Source organism: Flammeovirga yaeyamensis (assembly GCF_018736045.1).
GTDB classification, from domain to species: domain Bacteria; phylum Bacteroidota; class Bacteroidia; order Cytophagales; family Flammeovirgaceae; genus Flammeovirga; species Flammeovirga yaeyamensis.
This window is the reverse complement of record NZ_CP076133.1, coordinates 680,216-699,550: the sequence shown is the minus strand read 5'-3', so window position 1 is coordinate 699,550 and position 19,335 is coordinate 680,216. Positions and strand designations below refer to the sequence as shown.

Here is a 19,335-nt window from a genome sequence, read left to right as displayed (position 1 = left end):
GGGGTAGGGATTGATTTTTATATTACTCTGAAAGCTTTTTGTAAAGAAACGTTTCTTTTAACCTTTTATCCAATTTTTCAGCTATTTCGTTTTTATCCATCTCACAAACTATACACTCATCTTCTGAAAATTCCATTTCAATATTTAAATAATAGTGTAATGTTTCCTCCATAAAGTACTTACTATATTTTTTCCCAAATAAGGTCACATTATAATCGAAATAATCCGAATTTTCTGGTCTGATTTGCTTTAGAAATTGTTCCTCAATTTCCCTTTTGGAAAATACTTTCTTAATTACTGTAACATACTTATCAATAGTTCTTTCAATTTGTTCAAAATCAATATTTGATACATCTCCATAACAATTATCTTCACTATATAATAGATAGTATATCACATCATCTTTCTTTAATTCATAACACTTTTCATATTCTTCCAAATCGTAATAAATATCATATTTTAAATTACTTAATGAATCTCGTGGATAAGAAAAACATGAGTATTTCATTGGCGATGTATTTTCCACTTGATTATGAAGATCTATTAATTCTAAAGCTTCGGTGTATCGTTTTTCAGAATAGCTGTGATGTGCTAGATAATTATACGCTTCTTTTAAACAGTCATTCTTATCATTAGGACTTACTATTTGAACATACTTTTCCCCATTCTTCTTATGATTAATATAAAATCTCCGCTCATAGTTGATCAAACTAAAGTTATTGTAACTGTCTACAATTTTTCTATTTATTTGATATCGTTCATCCGGTAAATCAAATCGATATGTTAGTTCACTCAATCTCCCGTAAACGAATGGTATATAATCTGATTTTGGAAAGTCATTTATAAACTCTTCAAAGTTATCTTTGATATCATAAAAAGTCATTGATCCCATTCCAGAAGTATCAAATAAAAAGTAATTATATACACTGTCAATTTGATGGAACTTTAGGCTATCAAGTTGAATAGATTGGCTATGTAACTGGAAGCTGCAAAATAGTAAGAGTAATATGGTTTTGAGTTGTCTCATGAAAGGTTTAGTTTTTATATTTAAGAGACAAATGGGGATCGTAATGTGTCACAGATGGAAGGTTTTGTCTAGGTATTTAAGGGGCTTATGGCATACGTCCTTTCAGGGGAAGAGGGAGATCGCTAGTTCTGTTTCATTGGCTTTAATGATTAATAATTGCATAATAATAAAAGGATAAGAGGATTGGGTTTTGCTCAATTCTCTTATCCTTTCTTTTTGGACTTTAAGTCCTTTCGCAATAGCTCACGATTTTAATCCATTTTCCTCACTCAATATTTTATTGCTAATATAAAAGTGAGCTAGTTATTCTTAGTAGGAAAGGTGAATTTTACTAGTATTTACCAACTTGTTTGTCAGGATTAAAATTGCTAACTATGTGTTTTTTCAATTTAATAATACAAAAAAGACTAACCAGAATGAAAACCAATTTTTTAGTATCTTTTATTTTTTTTCTTTTTCTAGGAGTGTTTTCTAACACTGTCTCTGCTCAGAGTATTAATACTAATAGAACGAAATTCCATGACTTATTTTGCGAATCTTTTGAAATGCTTATTTTTGACAGGGAAGAAATCAGAGATGATTTTTCATTTGGTATAGGTGAGGAACTTGTCATTAACGTTAATAATTTAGATGGTTTTTCTTTAAACCAGGGAATGCATCACCTTGCGTACAAACTGACTTATACACAAACATTGGATGAAGGACTAAAGTCAGTTCATGAATTCAGTGAGCTTGATTTCAAATTCCCTCCTCAAGGGGATGACTTTACTATTTTTGCAGCTATGGTCTTTGACCATCGATTTAAAGAAGGAAAAGACTATACGGCTAAGATTCACTTTTTTGATAAAAATCAGCCTTCAAAGTATTTTGATATTCATTTTAAGTTCAAAATCGATGCAAAATATAATTTACCTAAGCTAGAGACTACTTCTTGTTCATTGGGTATGGATTATCTTGCTACTTATTTTTCTACTGAAGGAAAGCTGCCAGCCAATACGAATGTTTTTCAGTATGATAAGGAAGGTCCTTTTGATATAAAGTATTATGTGGAAACTATTAGTAATAAAACTCCAGAACTTAATGCTACAGCAAACATTTACTTGGTTTATTATGGGAATGGGGCTAATCAGTATAGTAGGAATTTTACAACTTTTCCAATTGGTAGAGGAATTCAACTTAACAATTTTCAAAGCAATATGAGTGCATCATATAAAATAGGAAATACAAGTTTCAGAGCCATAGGAAAAGGAGCTTATGCTATTCTCACGGTTGTTAATCAACCTTCGTTAGATAAAAAATTAATGCTTATTGATAATTTCTATGTAACTGATGAAGAATGGATTTGCAATAACATTCAGTTTAAGGATAATAAAAGAAAGCATGTCAATTTAAGAGAAAATGCCGAACCGACACTCTTTGGTAGAAGACATGACTATGAATTTCTAAGATATTTGCAATTTTACTTTGCTACTTTGATTGAAGATACTGATTATATCACTAATGAGAAAGTAAGTCTTCATTACACAATTAATGAAAAAGGAGATGTAACTGATATAGAAGTCAAAAATTGTTCTACACCTTGGATAGCGAAACAGCTTCAAAAAATTGCTTATGGGTGCCCTAAGTTTACACCAAAAATGGTAGATGGTGTCCCACAAGCAAGTAGTCATGAATTAGTCGTTCCGGTTAGTATGGATTATGAGTAGTTTGTGTGATGATATGAAAATTCAATGATTAAATTTTTATTGCTTCATTAGAACTCTTGATTTTTCTCATTTTCGTGAATAATGATTTATAAAGCTTAAGGGGAGATATGCACATGCAAAGAATCGCTTGTTCTTTTAAATTATCCCTTAGAAGATTAATAATTGCATAATAATAAAAGGATAAGAGGATTGGGTTTTGCTCAATTCTCTTATCCTTTTTTTTGAGTTTCAAGTCCTTTCGCGTTTGCTCACGATTTTAATTCATTTTCCTCATCGAAAATCATTTCCTAACCGACGAGTGAGATCTCTTTGTTAAAGTTGGTAATAAACACGATTTTGTTGACTTGAGCCAAACCTTAGGAAAAAGATGATACTATCTATTAAGCAAACTAAAAACCCCAAAAAAGCCATATTGACATTTTCGGGGTCTTTTCTATATAATAACAAACGATAGAAGTCTTGTAGTCGGTGAGTTATATTTTAACAAAACTTCCAAATAATCTCCATCCCAGGGCATGTTAAATCAGATTCTCAACATCTCCACATCATCATAAGCATAACACTCACCTTTAGGTGCTTTAGTCACCTTCCAATGAATTTTATCTTCTGATACTTTAATGATTTTCGCTTCTCCCCAAGTATTAGAATAGCCTGATCTAAATTTAAAAGTGACTTCTTTGTTCTTTAACAACTCTTGATTGTTGAACTCAAATGAATAATCGTCTCCAAAAAAACAATCGATTCTACCTTGACTGGTATAACAATATTGTCCTAAAATCTTATTATCCTTTTTAATTAATGAAACTTGGAAAGAATTGTTATCCAAAGGCTTAAAAGAAGATTTGTTTTGAGCAGAAGAAGCAGACCAATATGTTTTAACCTTGTTTTCATTTTTAAATTGACCAACAAAGTCCAATGCATTTTCATCACATGGAAATATAAAATCAGATAAGTTCTTTTGTAAAGTAAACTTATCATCTTCTATTGAAAACATTTTACGATGAAGAACAATTTCTGTAGGTATATTATTCGCCTTTTTATACTCATAATCGATCGTCATATATTGATCCTCACTAAGAATTACACCTTCTCGGTAAATGATATTTTGGTCATCATAATTTGAGAATATAGCTAAAGTGTCCTTATCTAAAATTTCACCTTGACTATTAGACAACACGAGCATGTAATAGAAATCTACACTTTGTTTTCCAGTTTTATCCAAAGGCATTTCACCAAACCCTATTAATTCGACTACTCTATCTTTAGAGAAAGGTGTATACCCTTGATAAACTATTGTATTTTGTGAGTAATTACTTGAGGTATAACTTTCTTCATCAAAAGAGTTAAATCTCAAACCTAACTTTTTAATAAGAGATTTTCTTTTATTAAAGTCTTCCGATTTTGTCAAAGAGTATGTTTTTGAAGGAGCATTACTAATAAATCCTTTCCCAAACTCTCCCATTCTAAATGGTACCTCTAACTTGATTGTTGGGTCTCCTTGTATAAACCCAGTATAATTATCACTTTCTATTTTCGATAGCTTTTCCTCACAAGAAGAAAAGAAAAAAGTGGTGATAAGTGATAAGATGATTAGTTTTAATTTCATTTTTAAGTCAAATTAAATTAGCTGTATACTTATCATTAAGAAACAATTTTATTTACAACCTGTTTCTTTAAAATTTACCTTAGGATGGATAAATTCCGTATTTTCTAAAGAATAAACATAGCTATTTTCTTTACAGCCATCCTTTTCAAGAATAAGAATATTATTTTTTTCTATATGACTAGATACATGATAATAATCCTCTGGAAAAAAAATTGATAAGGAAACAATAGAAGTTATTGTATTGTTTGGATCTAATGAACATCCAAAAATTGAATTCCCATCTGACATGACATATTTTGTTTCATCTATTTTACCTAGAACATAAATAGAATCATTTTTCAAAAAATAATTATAAGGTAGTGTATCAGAAGATACTTTGAAAAAAGAAGATGAAATTATTTTACCTTCACCTATAAGCCCCAAAAAGGCTTCATCGTTTCCTTTTTGTTTATCCCAAACATTAAATACTTGGTCATCTTGAAATTGTCTTAGATTTTCGAGTTTATTTGCCTGATTTGTACAACTCATAAATACTATAGTAAGTATTATCTGAAGGCTAATTGTTTTTATTTGGTTCATATCAATTTTCTTGCATTGTTAGCTTTAATTTATTCTATCAAAAGTGCCCTTAGAAGAAATTTTATACTTAAATGATTCTACTTTATTAGGTACTAATTCACCATTTTTTCTAACCTTATATGTCTTTTTAATCAAAAACTGATTATCAATAAATTCAAGAGAAATCTCCTCTTTATAATAATTTGATACACCAATAATATTAAGGAAACTAGTTATTTGACCTTGTTGATTTAATACTAGTATCACCCAACCACTAGGATATTCAGTTAAAATCTCACTTTCGTCTTTTACACCAAAGCTTACTATTACTCCTAAGTAATCATCTGAAACTTTGAATATATAATGTAAGCTCATTGGATCTTTGAACTTATTGAATAATTCCTCAGATACATTATTTAACGATAGATTATTAATCAGATCATATGCTTCATAGAATTTAAGTAGATTGTCTCCTTTAAAGACCTCTTTATTTAGTTTTTCTAAATATGGAACCTTTTCGAATACTTCATTAAGGTCCTTGTTATCAAAAAACTTATCATCTTTTATCTTTCCACACCCAGAGACCGATATTACTATTAGTATAAAGAAAATTATTTGATGGTAGCTCATAAAAAATGATTCTAATTTATATTAAACTTTCAACATCTCCACATCATCAAAAGCATAATAAACCCCTTTAGGTGCTTTAGTCACTTTCCAATGAATTTTATCTTCTGATATTTTAATAATTTTCGCCTCTCCCCAAGTATTAGAATAGCCAGATCTAAATTTAAATTTGACCTCATTGTTTTTTTGAAACTCTTGATTGTTGAACTCAAATGAAAAGTTATCTCCATCAATACAGTCTATTCTACTTTGGCTAAAATAACAATACTGCCCTAGTACTTTATCGTTTAAAGTAACAAGACTTATTTCAAAAGAATTATCTCCTTTGGGTTTCCATGAAGTTATTGATTTTGTGATACCTTGTGCTGTTAAATCAATTTCATTTGGATGATTATGAATTCCTACAATATCTATTTTCCCTTGCCAATAGTCATAAATTAAAATATCATGTTCTGAATATCTACATTCTATTAAATCCAGTTCCCCATCTGAAGATTTAGTTAAGAATTGTATTAAATCATCAAAAACATAATTAGCTGAAATCCAATCTCTATTTAATAGTATTTCATCTATATCTGTTCTACCTTTACATAAATCAAAACCAACAACTCTAATATTATTATTGAGCTTTTGATAAGCCAAGACCTTCTTTTCTTTTTTAAAGTAAAAAACTGAATCAAAAGTATTCAAATATACCATACTCCCATTCAATTGAAGAGTATTAGATTCTAGGTCAATGCTATATTTTTCACATGTGATCTGATTTTTAGAACCAAACCCACAGGATACCATTAAAAATAAGAGTAATAGTTGAGTTATATTTTTCATTAGTTTTTTGAATGTGAATAGTTTGTTACTAGCTAAATTTTATATACTGACCTAACGAAACAATACTAATGATGTACATTTAAATAATACATTATTGATTAAGTTAAAGGCAGTTGGCATAGTTAATTTTAAGATTAAAAAAAATCGCTAACTAAAAAGTAATTCAAATAAAAAACGTCACAAGATAATGAAATTTCATTATCAAACTATCATTAATTGAATGATTTTTTGATTGTTACATTTAATGTTTCACCTAAAATACCTCTACCTCCTCTTGCATAAAATATAAATCGATTTCTGGTACTAAATGATATGGATATTCCTCTCTATGCAGACGCAAGCCTTCTTTGTCTAAAGGTCTCAACCTCTCCTTTTGAAGAATTTCACTTCCTTTCTTTAAGTATTTGATTAGTTTTTTACGACTTGGGTTCCACATAGTCGCACCAATTTTCACTGACAACATTCCATCTTTCCACCAATACTGATGTGGATAAAAACCAAAGTTTGATACTTTATGTCTATCAACAAATTGATTGTAAATATCATCTTTAAATTCATCACTTCCTTTAATAGGTTGAAAATAGAAATTGATCACAAACGCTTTGTGGACTCTTGGTTTTACAACAGTTGACCAATCATAATAGATATCTACAATATATCCATTATAGGTACCTGTTAAACCAACATATCGCTCTTTCTTTTCTACGCTAAAACCATCATTAATTAACCCTAAAAAACCGTTGCTGTTTATGACAGTATAATGTCTTTTTTCTCCTAAGTAATCTCCAACATAGCCGAAAATAAAAGATAGAGTTCCTAATATTAAGGTAAGAATACCGCTTATTAAGGCATTAGTAGTTTGAATGAATAATAGCAATCCTATTATTGCTGCTATACCAAAACTAACATAGAAATTGGTCTTAAATGATGATGACATTGTTTTTAGCTGGTTATTTACTGAAAAAATAAGGATAAAATTAAGGGGGATTTCTGACGGTTCCAAACAGCGGAATAATTATCCTAGGGTTGAAACCCTAGGGTAGTAATAATTGGTTTAGTGAACACTGAAGTGTTCACTAAATTTACTGCAAGACGGAATTTACATAACGGTTACTCGTCAAAATCTGAAAAGACTTTAGTCTTGAGGATATAATTATCGCAAGCCTAGGACTTCAGTCCTGGGATATAAATACATTATTCACAATACTTCTTCAAATCTTCCTTAGCTTGTTCGTGTTGCATAGTTGCCGCAATAAGCATATACTCACATACCTTAGCAGGCATTTTTAATTGATTATAACAAAGGGACAACTGATAATAACATTTATCTTCTTCCTCATGTTTGTCAATTGATTTTTGAAATTGCTCAATTGCCTCATCAAAAAGTCCTTGATGATAAAGAGCTAATCCATAATTATAATTTGATTTTCTGAAAGTAAATGGCTTATCATTGATTTTATAAAACACTTGATATGCCTCATTTACCTTATCTTGTTTCATATAAACCAAAGCTAAAGCTTCGGAAACAGTTTGATTATTATTCCCGTTTTCAATAGATTTTTTTAGATAAAATTCAGCATTTGTATAATCCTCTTTAGCCCAATAAATATTTCCCATTATACTGAGAGCATTCAAATTGTTAGGTGATAGTTCTAAACATGTTGCCAAATCTTCTATTGCTTTGGTAAATTCTCCTGATTTAAAATAACAATTCCCTCTTTCCTCTAAACATTTAATCACTTGATAATTATTTTCAATACACTTAGCATAATCTTTTATAGCTTCCTCATAATTTCCCATATCCCTATAAGCATTACCCCTATTTTGAAATACTATGAATTTATCAGAAACTAATTCTATTGATCTGTTGTAGTTCTTTACAGCAATGTCCATTAAACCATGTTGATAATAAATATTACCTCTTAAATTAAAATATTCTGAATTGCTGTCGTCTTTACGAATTGCTTCTGTGATTAGTACTAATGATTTATCATTTTGATTTAATAAATACCATTTACCTGATTTCAAATAAAAATCCCAAGCCGTATTGGGCAAGATGAGTATTAAAGGAATAGTTGCTATCCAACCTCCAAAAAATACTCTTCCAGAAATTGGTAGATTAAATGATTTTACCCAATGAAATATTTGATTATTACTAACTGAATTTGTACTGAATAAGGCAATTAAAAATATGGTCCAATTATGGTAAAATGTACCACCACCTCGAAAGTAATCATAATTCAAATCTAGAATAAACATTAAAAACACTAAAAGCAACAAGTTCCTTTCTCTAACATAAATCACAGATAAGCAATAAGTTATAAATCCAAATTTTAATAATATAAAAAAGGTTGAAATAGAAAAACCTATTTCAACCAAGTGACTAGGCAATTGCAAAAGAATTGATAAAAAACATACTCCTATAATAATTAACCGCCTATTTAATTTATTAGATTTGAAACGTATTAATAATTGAGAAAGCAATAACCAAAACACAATTAAAACTTGATTAAAAGAGGCAAAGACATTGTTGACTGATAATGCCAAAAATTGTTTTAATGAATTACTATTCAACACAGTAACGACAAGCGGTGTCTTTGAAAAAACAAAGCCAATTATATTTAAAAGTAGAAATATGGATAAGCTTATATAAAAAGCAAAAAATACTCGCCTTGGATTGATATTTAAGAAGCTTTTCCTTCTTTTCTTTGTCCTAAAAAAGAAGAAAAAAAAGGTAATGAAAATAATTAAATTATATATAAAACCACTGGTAACAATATAGTCTGTGTATATAAATAAATGGTTTTTCCAATCACCATCCATTTCTGTATTATACCCAACGATTAATACACAGAGAATAAAAATTAGATACCCGATGACAGTCTTTAATGGTATCTTATCTACCACATATTTAAACCAATGCTGAGGGTCTTTATCTTCCGGAGAAAAATAAGGAAATAATTTTCTCGCATCTTTTACTTCCTCCCCCGGAAATGGATGCTTTACACTGAGTCCTCTTTTTAATAACATGTCAAAAGCAGCCATCACAGCATCCTTATGATATTTATCTTTGTTTTCTATTCGCCTTAATAAATTTGAGTCAGGTAAATCGCGGAAGATATCGTAATAAGATTTCATTGGTCGTTTGCTGAATTTAGTTTAAATGTAAAAATAGGTCTTTTTTATGTAAAAGCTGGTGATCAATATGCTTAACGAAGTATACCCTTTAAGGTATATTTATTGACTACAAAATTAAATTATACCCGATAAGGTATAAAAAGGAAATCTTAAAATAATATTATACCCGAAAAGGTATATTTAAATTATTATTTACTATTTTCATACCCGATAAGGTATAAAATTATGAATAATTTAAGTCAATTCGTTAAAGGAAGAAGAAAAGCTTTGGGGTTAACTCAAGAAGACCTTTCATTCAAAGCAGGTGTAGGGTTAAGGTTTGTTAGAGAACTTGAACAAGGAAAAAGAAGTTTAAGAATGGATAAAGTAAATCAGATTCTAACATTATTCGGACATGAATTAGGTCCGGTACAAACAGTAAGAAATGAAGAGAGCTAAAGTATATATGCATGACAGGTTATCGGGAATACTTACAGAAGATGAAAATGGATTCCATTTTAAATATGATCTAACATACTTGGAATTAAAGGACGCCGAACCAATTAGCTTAACCCTGCCTTTGGAAGAAAAAGAATTTGAAAGTAAAGTCATGTTCCCATTTTTTGATGGTTTGATTCCAGAAGGATGGTTATTGGATATCGCTCAAAAAAATTGGAAACTAGACCCAAGAGACAGAATGGAAATTTTACTAAAAACATGCCAAGACTGTATTGGTGCTGTAGCAATAGAAGAAATTTAGATTCATGAAAAACAAGTGCTTATACTGTTATAAAGAAATAAATGCTGAAGAGTTAAAAACACCTGCTGGACAGACAGGGTATCATCCAAAATGTAGCAAAAAGTTTTTTGGTAAACCTTCTCCTCCATTGATTGATTTTAGTGAAGATCAAATAGTACAGTTGGCGGAAAGAGTAGTCAAGAGCCAAAAAACAGTTACTGGTGTCCAACCAAAACTTTCACTTGGATTAAGCACTGATGTTAGTTCACCAGAAAGATTTACAATAGTGGGTTTATGGGGAGAATATATTCTTAAACCTCAAACCGAATTATTCGACAACCTACCTGAAATTGAAGATGTTACCATGCATTTAGCTGAGATCAGCAAGATCAAAACAGTTCAACATTCATTGATAAGACTTCAATCGGGACAACTTGCCTACATCACTAAAAGAATTGACCGTAACAAAGGAAAAAAACTGCATATGGAAGATATGTGTCAGTTAACAGAACGACTTACTGAATACAAATACAAAGGGTCTCATGAACAAATTGTAAAGGTCATTAAGAAACATACAGCCAACTCAGGGTTAAATGTAACAGATTATTACGAAATGGTACTGTTCTGTTTTCTCACCGGAAATAACGATATGCATTTGAAAAATTTCTCTTTACTAAAAAGAAATGGTAACTACGATTTGTGTCCCGCTTATGATATGGTAGCTTCTGAATTAGTAGTTGAAGGAGACGATGAAGAGCTTGCATTAAATCTAAATGGAAAAAAGAAAAAAATAAAACGTAAGGATTTTGAAACTGCAATGACAGCAGCTGATATGTCCCCTAAAGTCATAGAAAATATTTTTAAGAAGTATAAAAAATTACTTCCAAAATGGTATAAATTCATCCAAGAAAGTTTTTTACCTGAAACAATGAAAGATGAGTATATTGTTATGATTCAGCGAAAAGCTATTCAGATTGAATTATAAAATAAGGATCACTTTTTCTTTTACCACTAAAAGTCAAAACATACTGCTTACCTTTTACAACTTTAATCTACAACCCACCTCAAACACTACTATATCCAACAACAATACTCACCCTATTATCTCCACAGCAGCAAAAACCACAACAAACACAAAATCAAGTATTTAAATACCTGAAAATACCCCTGTAGCACAAATGTAGCACCCCCTATAGCACCCTTATAGCACTACTACATTGTTAAGTTTCATTTACAAACCTAGTAACATTGCGATTATCGTTGGCCTAAATAAATCAACTATGCCGACACGACCGAATAACAAGATTCCACTCGACAAGGAATCTATTTTAAGATTAATAGAGGTACGCAAAAAGGAGATTGACGTACTCAAGAAGCTACATGAAAAACTAGCCTCATCGATCAAACTGGGTAAATAAAACGCCCAGCTTACTAATTCAATTTTTAAACAATCGCAATGATGAAAAAACTACATCTATTAGCAATCTTACTTCTGCTAAGTGCTGTTGGACTTCAGGTAAAGGCACAACAAATGCCTGGGGTCATGTCTTTCAATCAGAAAGGAGAAGCACAAGGTTACATCCGAGTGAAATTTAAACCTCAGGTGCAGACCACACTACAAATTGCTCCAATGAACGCCTTGGGAGTAAGTAAATTGGGTATTGCCGACTTCGATGCGGTGGCACAACAATACCATGCACACAACATGAAAAGGGTCTTTCCTTTTGATGCTCGATTTGAACACAAACTTCAGAGACACGGACTTCATTTATGGTACGATGTAGAAGTCGATGCCAACGTTTCTCCACAGCAGGTGGTGGAAAGTTTTAAGCATGTGGCCGATGTAGAATTGGCCGAGGTCCGTTTAGAAAAACATATCATTGGAAAAGGAAGTGCTACAGTAGTTCAACCGGAAGCCTTCAATGAAGAAGGTCCAACTACCAACGATCCACTTTTTGATCAACAGTGGCACTATCACAACACTGGCGATAGAAGTGGATGGTTACCAGAAAGTAGTATCCAACTATTGGAAGCTTGGAAAATCACTCAAGGTACAAGTAATGTAATTGTATCCGTACACGATGAGGGTGTGGATACCGACCACGAAGATCTTCGTCCAAACCTTTGGATAAACGAAGCAGAAATGAATGGAGAAGCAGGTGTGGACGACGATGGCAATGGTTATGTAGACGATTACTACGGTTATAACTTTGCTTTCGATCGTGGGGAATTAGATCCTCAGGAACACGGAACACACGTAGCAGGAACAATTGGAGCGGTAACCAATAACGGAAAAGGTGTAGCAGGTATTGCAGGTGGTACAGGTAATGGAGATGGTGTTCGCATTATGCCACTTCAGATTATCGGTGGACCGAATAACAATACAGCAGCATCATTTATTTATGCAGCGAATAACGGTGCAGTTATTTCTCAAAACTCTTGGGGATACACTCAAGCAGGTGCCTATGAACAAGCTGTTTTAGATGCCATCGATTACTTCATCGAAGAAGCTGGCGATTATGAAGGCACTCCTATGAAAGGTGGTATTGTGATCTTTGCTTCAGGTAATAGCGACATCGATGCACAAATGTACCCTGGTTACTACAGTAAAGTAATGGCTGTGGCTGCAACGGGTCCATCAAAGAAAAAAGCGTACTACTCTAACTATGGAGAGTGGATCGATATTACTGCTCCGGGTGGAGATCTAACGTATGGTAACCAAGATGCTGTATTATCTACTTTGCCAAACAACCAATATGGGTTCTTACAAGGTACTTCAATGGCTTGCCCTCATGTATCGGGTACGGCTGCTTTGATCCTTTCGGCAATGGGTGGCGATCATATGACACCTGATATTCTTTGGAATCAGTTAGTCGCTTCAAGTAGAAATATTGATGATGATAACTTTGGTTTCACTGGAAAATTAGGTGCCGGATTGTTAGATGCTGGATTAGCAGTGATCGAAAATCAAGGTGATGCTCCGAATGCAATTACCGACTTGATGATCACTGGTGCTTCAAATAATTTTGTACGTCTGTCATGGACCGTTCCAACTGATGAAGACGATGGTGCTCCTTCGAAATTTGAAATCTTATATAACGAGGGCGAAGATGTAACAGAGTCAGCTACAAGTATGATCGTATTTTCTGATAGTGCTGCTAACACTACATACGAATATGAGTTATATGGTTTAGAAGACAAAACGACTTATGCATTTACGGTTATTGCTTACGACCGTTGGGGCAATACCTCTGAAATAAGTAATCAAATAGTCGGGACGACCAATTTAGGTCCCGAAATCGAAACAACTGCTTCATGGACGACTATCAATGTCTATGCCGATGAAAGCATGACAGCAACACATCAACATATCATTAAAAACAATGCAGATGGTATTTTGAAGTGGAAGGGTAAAGTGAGAAATACATATCAATATAAATCTTCTTCATACAGTGTTCCTACAGTGGGTACAGTGCAAAGCACTCCTCGAAATATGGCTTTTGACAAACAAGAAAAAGTTGAGGTATATTCTACAAAAGAAGATCCATCTGTTTTACAACCATACGAGAACAAATACAAAGAATATGTCAGCAGTATTTATGCATCTATGGTCGTAGGTGAGGAGGATTTAAGCCTATCTAACTCAACTGCATCCGCTTTTATCATCACAGAAGAGGAAGGTTTTAACCTAACGGAAGTAGAAGTTTATTTAGGTGATATCACATCTGGAGAAGCAGTTGTTGAAGTTTATAGAGGACCAATACTTTCTCAGGCTGAAAAAGTGTTATCCAAAGGAATTGATAGTAAAAGTCAAGGATTAAAAAGAGTACAAGCAGAAGGAAACGAGCACATTTTCTTCCCTGAAGGTGAAGTAATGTGGATTGTCACAAAAGTACCTGCAGGCAACCAATACCCAATCGGTATCAATAACTCTAACGAAATTGAAGACTCAGAATTCTATCAATGGATGTCGTTTGATGATGGAAAGACATGGCAGCCTATCAACTCTGCGTTTGGTTTTGGTGGATACTCTTTCTGTGTAGCCGGTGTGAGTAAAGATCCCCATTACGGAAACTTTATCACAATGAACCCTGAAAGTGGAGAGATCAACGGTGTGGGTGAACAAGAAATTACCTTCACAGTAGACATCAGCAAAATGCCTGGTGGATATGTGAATATGAATGCGATTTTCGAATCAAATGACACTCAAAATCCAGAGGTAAGATCGCCTTATTCTGTTTATGCTTACAACCACGAATCGAATATTATTACACCAAATATTGTTGAAGTGGGTGGTGTACAAATCGGTTATGAAAAAGACTTTATCGTGGCCTTAAATAACTTCGGTTACGGTGGAGAAAGTGGGATTAATGTTGATTTGACTACCTTAGAAGGAACCAACTTCAGTATGCCTTCTGCTCAAAGTTGGGACATTTCTTCAGGTAGAAAATGGTTTGGTTCTCTAAACCCTCGTGCAACTGTTGATCTTGAATTAAGATATACTCCAACGGTGGGTGGAAATGATAATGCAGTGGTTCGTTTATACAACTCTAGCGGATGGGAACACACATTTGCCGTGACAGGTTTCGGTATAGAACCATCAGAAATTGATGTTGCCCCTGAGCAAATCACTTACACGCATACGATTGGTGAGTCGGGTAATGGATCTGTAACGATCACGAACGCAGGTAACTTCCCATTGGAATTTATCATACCTAAATACAGTTCAGAAACTTCAGATAACGATCATCAATTTGGTTATTCTTGGGAAAGAATCGACACGGATGCTCCAGAAACGGAAGACTGGAAGTGGGACGAATTAGTGGGTGCGGAAGATGTAATTGATTATACGCCAGAATTTAAAGCCAATCCTTTCCTCGATTTCGTTAAAGTAGACTTAGGCTTCCAATTCCCATTCTATGATACCCTACTTACTGAAATGTATTTATCGCATGTAGGTATGATTGCAGTGGATGAAAAAGATCCAGTAAACGGTTCATTCGGTAGTCTTTTGGGTAGATCATTTACTTCCAACGGATACATCGCTTTCTTATACGAATACATGGATTGGGGCTTAAACTCTAAAATCCTTTATAAGAAATTTGATGATCGCGTGGTTGCTCAGTACGAGCAAATGTTACCAAAACAAGCCAATGGCCGATCGGATATTCCAATGACTTTCCAAATAGCATTGTACTACAACGGTAACATCGAAATGCGATACAAAGATATGGGTTGGGGAAATGCTACCGCAACAGATCCATTTGTAGGTATCGAAAGTCCAGACAAACAAGATGGTTTCTATATCTACGAGTTTATCAGAAAACCAGAGAAATTGTTTGAGGATGATTACACTGAAGTGATGGTGAAAGTAAACCACCCTGGTCCAAACATCATTCATAACTTATCGAAAACAGAAGGTTTGGTTCCTGTGGGTAGTAGCGTAGAGATTACTTACGATGTGCAAACAGAGGATTTGGTAGAAGGATTAAATACACAAAATATAGCCATCATTTCTAACGATCCAATACAACCAATCGCTCACTTTACAGTAAATGTAGATATTATTGATGGTGGAGTTTCTAATATTGAGACATCATCTAAAGACGTGAATCTGGGTTCTATTTATAGAACTGCAGATGTAGTACATAACATCAATTTCGTGAACAACGGAAGTGCTTTGATTGATTTCACAAGTACAGTCATTGATGGAGGAATCGATAGTAAATTCAGTGTGGATAAATCGGTTTTCCAATTGCTTCCAAGGTTGGGTACCACAGTTAAAGTAGCCCTTGATACAGAGGAGGTGGGCACCTATTCTGAGATCATTACATTTAACGATGCTGATGGAGGAACACATGTATTTAACATCACGGCAACAATCATCGACGAGCCACAGATCGAATTGGATACCACTCCAATGGACATCACTTTGGCCGCTGGAGAGAAAACTACTGTAAATGTTACGGTAAGTAATGCCAATGGAAATGCTGACTTAGAAGTATTGCCAAATGGTGCTGTTTGGATGTACGAAACGACTGCCGAAGCAATGGATGTTGCTCCTTTAAAAGACTTCACTTATGCTTGGAGAGACAACAAAAAGCAATTGGATGGATTAATCGATCCGAATGCCCCTGTATTCCAATGGGAAGCCATTGATGAAACTTGGGAGAAAGTAACCGTTCAAGATACTTACATGTTATGGGAACCTTACGACCTGCCTTTCACTTTCGATTTCTGGGAAGAAGGTTACGATAAAATTTGGATTGGATACAACGGTATCATGACGTTCACTGAACCAACTGTGCCATCTCCATTATTTAGTATCGAGATCCCGAATGCAGAAGAAGAACCACATAACTTCATCGCCTCACTTTGGTCGTTAACCGGAGAAGATTACTACGATGAGCATCCATTAAAAGGTATTTGGGTAAAACATGATGAAGAAAAAATCATCATCACTTACAACCGATATATCCATAACTGGGGCTTTTTAGGTGGTTACGTTTCTGCACAAACGATCTTATACAAAAAAGGTACGATCAAGACGCAATACAAGACCATCGATCAGGAAGCTGTTGAAATCTTCAATAAGTACTTCACTTTAGGTTTAGAGAACAAAGACGGTACAGACGGTGTGGTAAACAACTTCTACTTACCATACATTACGGATGGTTTAGCCGTTGAATATACGCCTGCTAAGAAAACTGTTATTCCTGCTGGTGAAGAAAAAACATTTACGTTCACAGTAGATGCTACAGATTTATTAGGCGGTACATACAACCACAATTTATCGTTTACCAACAAAACTCCTGGTAAAGAAAACATCACTATTCCTGTAACACTTACCGTAAATGGTAGTGCTGAGTTTGCTTGGCAAGAAGATGTCATTGATTTAGGTGATATTGTATACACAGAAAATATGTGGTTGCAACCTGAGTTCACTTTACACAACAACGGTACAGGAGATTTATACTTCAATAAGGAAAGTATTGTCGCTGATGCAGCCTTAAACTTAGAATTATTTACTCAAGTAATCGTTGAGGATACAGGTTTGGAAGAAGGCCCTCACCAATGGTACAATTGGGAAACAATCTTTAAATGGAAAGAAATCTGTGACGGTCCAGTCATTTGGGGTGGTTGTTTAGGTGACTTAATTACAGTTGAGGGTGAGTACCATTATTTACCTCCAATGTTGGCTCCAAAAACGGAGGTATTAGCGAGAGTCACTTTGATGCCTCAAACGGCTGGTGCTTACGAAAAGGTCATCAAGTATGTGGTAGGTGAAGAAGAAAAAACGCTAACAATTAAAGCGAACTTCTACGAGCCTGCAAAGTTTGCAATGGAAAATGTCATCGACTTACATGTTGATGCCGTAACTGCAGATCACCAAGAAACAATGGATATCACTTTCAATAATACAGAAGGAAAATCCATCTTGGATTGGGAAGTAATGATTGAGTTCATTGCTAGTGGATTTGCTCCAAAAGAAGAAATCACTGCATTTGCAACAAACTCTTCTACTAGAATTGCCTCTGTAGATGCTCCGGTAATTCCTCAAGTGTACAATGGAATAAATGAAGCGGATTATCATCAAGTATTATCATATGATGATCATACAAGCCCAAGTAATTCTATTGGCTTTGGAAATGCTTCATTAACGACCATCACTAAGTTTGTTGCTCCGGTAGAAGGCTTCAAATTATCTGATGTGACTACTTGGTTTACCCCTAAAGGAACAATTTCGGAAGGAGATATTATCGTTACAATTCTTACTGGATCAATTGACAATCCTGTGGAATTAGCTTCTGAATCGTTTACAATGAACTTTACTGAAATGGAAGAGACCGGTGGGTTAGTCAACTTCGAATTATCGGAGGACATTACGTTCTTTAATGGTGATAACATTTTTGTTGGAATTACTTACCCTGAAGGTGTTGCTTACCCTCAAGGTGTAGCAAGAGTTGAGGAGCGTATTGCGGGAACTTTCTTTGTGCCAACATCAAATGGTTGGGAGGATTTAACGGCTACCGCACAGTTTGAAAAGTCAGCGTATATGGTACGTTTGATGTCGAAAGAAGCAATCGATGGTTCTTGGTTAAGCATTAGTGAAAGCGAAGGACAAACTGCAATGGGAGAAGAAACTACGTTGAGTTTATCATTTGATGCTGCCTTCAACAGAGGTAGAAAAGATGTGGCTGCGAAAGTGACGATCCTAACGAACGATCCAAACCATGAGGGTACTTCTTTCTATGCAAGTATGCACACGAACCAAGGTCCGATCTTCACAACAGAAATGGATGCGTATAGCTTATTAGAAAATGATACTTTAGTTATTAAAGTAGGCATGCACGATGAGGAAGGTGACGAATTCACAACGGAAGTAATGAACCTTGGCGACATGGGAACTACTTCTATTGAGGGTGATACTTTAACGATCACACTAACACCTAACTTCGATATGTCGGGTAACTACGAATTGATTGTAAAAGGTGAAGATGCACACGGTGCGGTATCTGAGAAATCAATTGCTCTAGAAGTAATTGATGTAAACAGAGCGCCAATTGCCTTCGATATGGAAGCAATGGAATTAGCCACAGGCGATGTGTATTACATCGATCCATCAGAGCTTTTCATGGATGAAGATGGTGATGAGTTAACTTATCAAGTAGCCGATAATGGAAACGGTGTGTTGATTGCTGGATTGGCCGATGGTCAGTTTGTACTTTCATCACTTAAAGAAGGTGTATCTGATGTGGCTTTCATGGCAACAGATCCATCTGGTTTATCTGCCATTATTACAGTAGATGTAACGGTGGGTAACTCAGACGATATCACTTCTATCGATCCAAGTGAAGCAAACAATGGTTTACAAGTGTACCCTAACCCGGTAAACACGAAGACAACATTTGAGTGGGATATGCCTCAAAATGGTGTTGTAACGGTTGTTTTACATAATCTTCAAGGTCAACAAGTGGATCTTGTAGAATTGGGTCAGCTATCTTCCGGACATCAAAAAATGGATTATGATGCTGAGCAATTGTCAAGAGGTGTGTACATCTACTCATTAATTATTAATGGGGAATTGACATCTTTCGGTAAGATTATCAAGCAATAAATTATTGGT

12 protein-coding genes are annotated in these 19,335 nt (G+C 34.1%); 5 read left to right on the top strand and 7 right to left on the bottom strand.

The features are described 5' to 3' along the window. Positions 1-22: 22 nt before the first annotated feature. Positions 23-1,027: a hypothetical protein gene (locus KMW28_RS22880; protein ID WP_169662066.1), complete on the bottom strand. Its 1,005-nt coding sequence runs from the start codon at positions 1,025-1,027 to the stop codon at positions 23-25. Between the two features lie 416 nt (positions 1,028-1,443). On the opposite strand from KMW28_RS22880, the gene KMW28_RS22875 reads away from it, so the two are divergent. Continuing rightward, the gene (locus KMW28_RS22875) at positions 1,444-2,733 is read left to right on the top strand and encodes a hypothetical protein (protein ID WP_169662067.1); all 1,290 of its coding nucleotides are present in this window, start codon (positions 1,444-1,446) and stop codon (positions 2,731-2,733) included. Between the two features lie 523 nt (positions 2,734-3,256). Here KMW28_RS22875 and KMW28_RS22870 read toward each other — a convergent pair. The 6 genes from KMW28_RS22870 to KMW28_RS22845 all read right to left on the bottom strand — a co-directional run bounded on the left by KMW28_RS22870 (position 3,257) and on the right by KMW28_RS22845 (position 9,490). Continuing rightward, a complete protein-coding gene (locus tag KMW28_RS22870; protein ID WP_169662068.1) occupies positions 3,257-4,339 on the bottom strand; it encodes a hypothetical protein in 1,083 nt (360 codons plus the stop codon). 48 nt (positions 4,340-4,387) lie between these two features. Beyond that, positions 4,388-4,918: a hypothetical protein gene (locus KMW28_RS22865; RefSeq protein WP_169662069.1), complete on the bottom strand. Its 531-nt coding sequence runs from the start codon at positions 4,916-4,918 to the stop codon at positions 4,388-4,390. Positions 4,919-4,942: 24 nt separating this feature from the next. Next, positions 4,943-5,527 (bottom strand): hypothetical protein, encoded by a 585-nt coding sequence (locus KMW28_RS22860; RefSeq protein WP_169662070.1) that lies wholly within the window; start codon positions 5,525-5,527, stop codon positions 4,943-4,945. Positions 5,528-5,548: 21 nt separating this feature from the next. Further along, the gene (locus KMW28_RS22855; RefSeq protein WP_169662071.1) at positions 5,549-6,352 is read right to left on the bottom strand and encodes a hypothetical protein; all 804 of its coding nucleotides are present in this window, start codon (positions 6,350-6,352) and stop codon (positions 5,549-5,551) included. Positions 6,353-6,605: 253 nt separating this feature from the next. Further along, positions 6,606-7,289 (bottom strand): hypothetical protein, encoded by a 684-nt coding sequence (locus tag KMW28_RS22850; RefSeq protein WP_169662072.1) that lies wholly within the window; start codon positions 7,287-7,289, stop codon positions 6,606-6,608. A gap of 257 nt (positions 7,290-7,546) precedes the next feature. After that, positions 7,547-9,490, bottom strand: a complete 1,944-nt coding sequence (locus tag KMW28_RS22845) for a tetratricopeptide repeat protein (RefSeq protein WP_169662073.1) — start codon at positions 9,488-9,490, stop codon at positions 7,547-7,549. Positions 9,491-9,715: 225 nt separating this feature from the next. On the opposite strand from KMW28_RS22845, the gene KMW28_RS22840 reads away from it, so the two are divergent. From KMW28_RS22840 to KMW28_RS22825, 4 genes are all read left to right on the top strand, one after another. Further along, positions 9,716-9,928, top strand: coding sequence for a helix-turn-helix transcriptional regulator (locus KMW28_RS22840; RefSeq protein WP_066213778.1), 213 nt, complete (start codon positions 9,716-9,718; stop codon positions 9,926-9,928). Then, entirely contained in the window at positions 9,915-10,229 is a 315-nt protein-coding gene (locus tag KMW28_RS22835) for a HipA N-terminal domain-containing protein (RefSeq protein WP_169662074.1), read from the top strand. Before KMW28_RS22840 ends, KMW28_RS22835 begins: the two co-directional genes overlap by 14 nt. 4 nt (positions 10,230-10,233) lie before the next feature. Continuing rightward, positions 10,234-11,193, top strand: a complete 960-nt coding sequence (locus KMW28_RS22830) for a HipA domain-containing protein (RefSeq protein ID WP_169662075.1) — start codon at positions 10,234-10,236, stop codon at positions 11,191-11,193. A 474-nt stretch (positions 11,194-11,667) separates the two neighbouring features. After that, complete coding sequence (locus KMW28_RS22825) at positions 11,668-19,326, top strand: S8 family serine peptidase (RefSeq protein ID WP_215585953.1); 7,659 nt, start codon at positions 11,668-11,670, stop codon at positions 19,324-19,326. Positions 19,327-19,335: the final 9 nt, after the last annotated feature.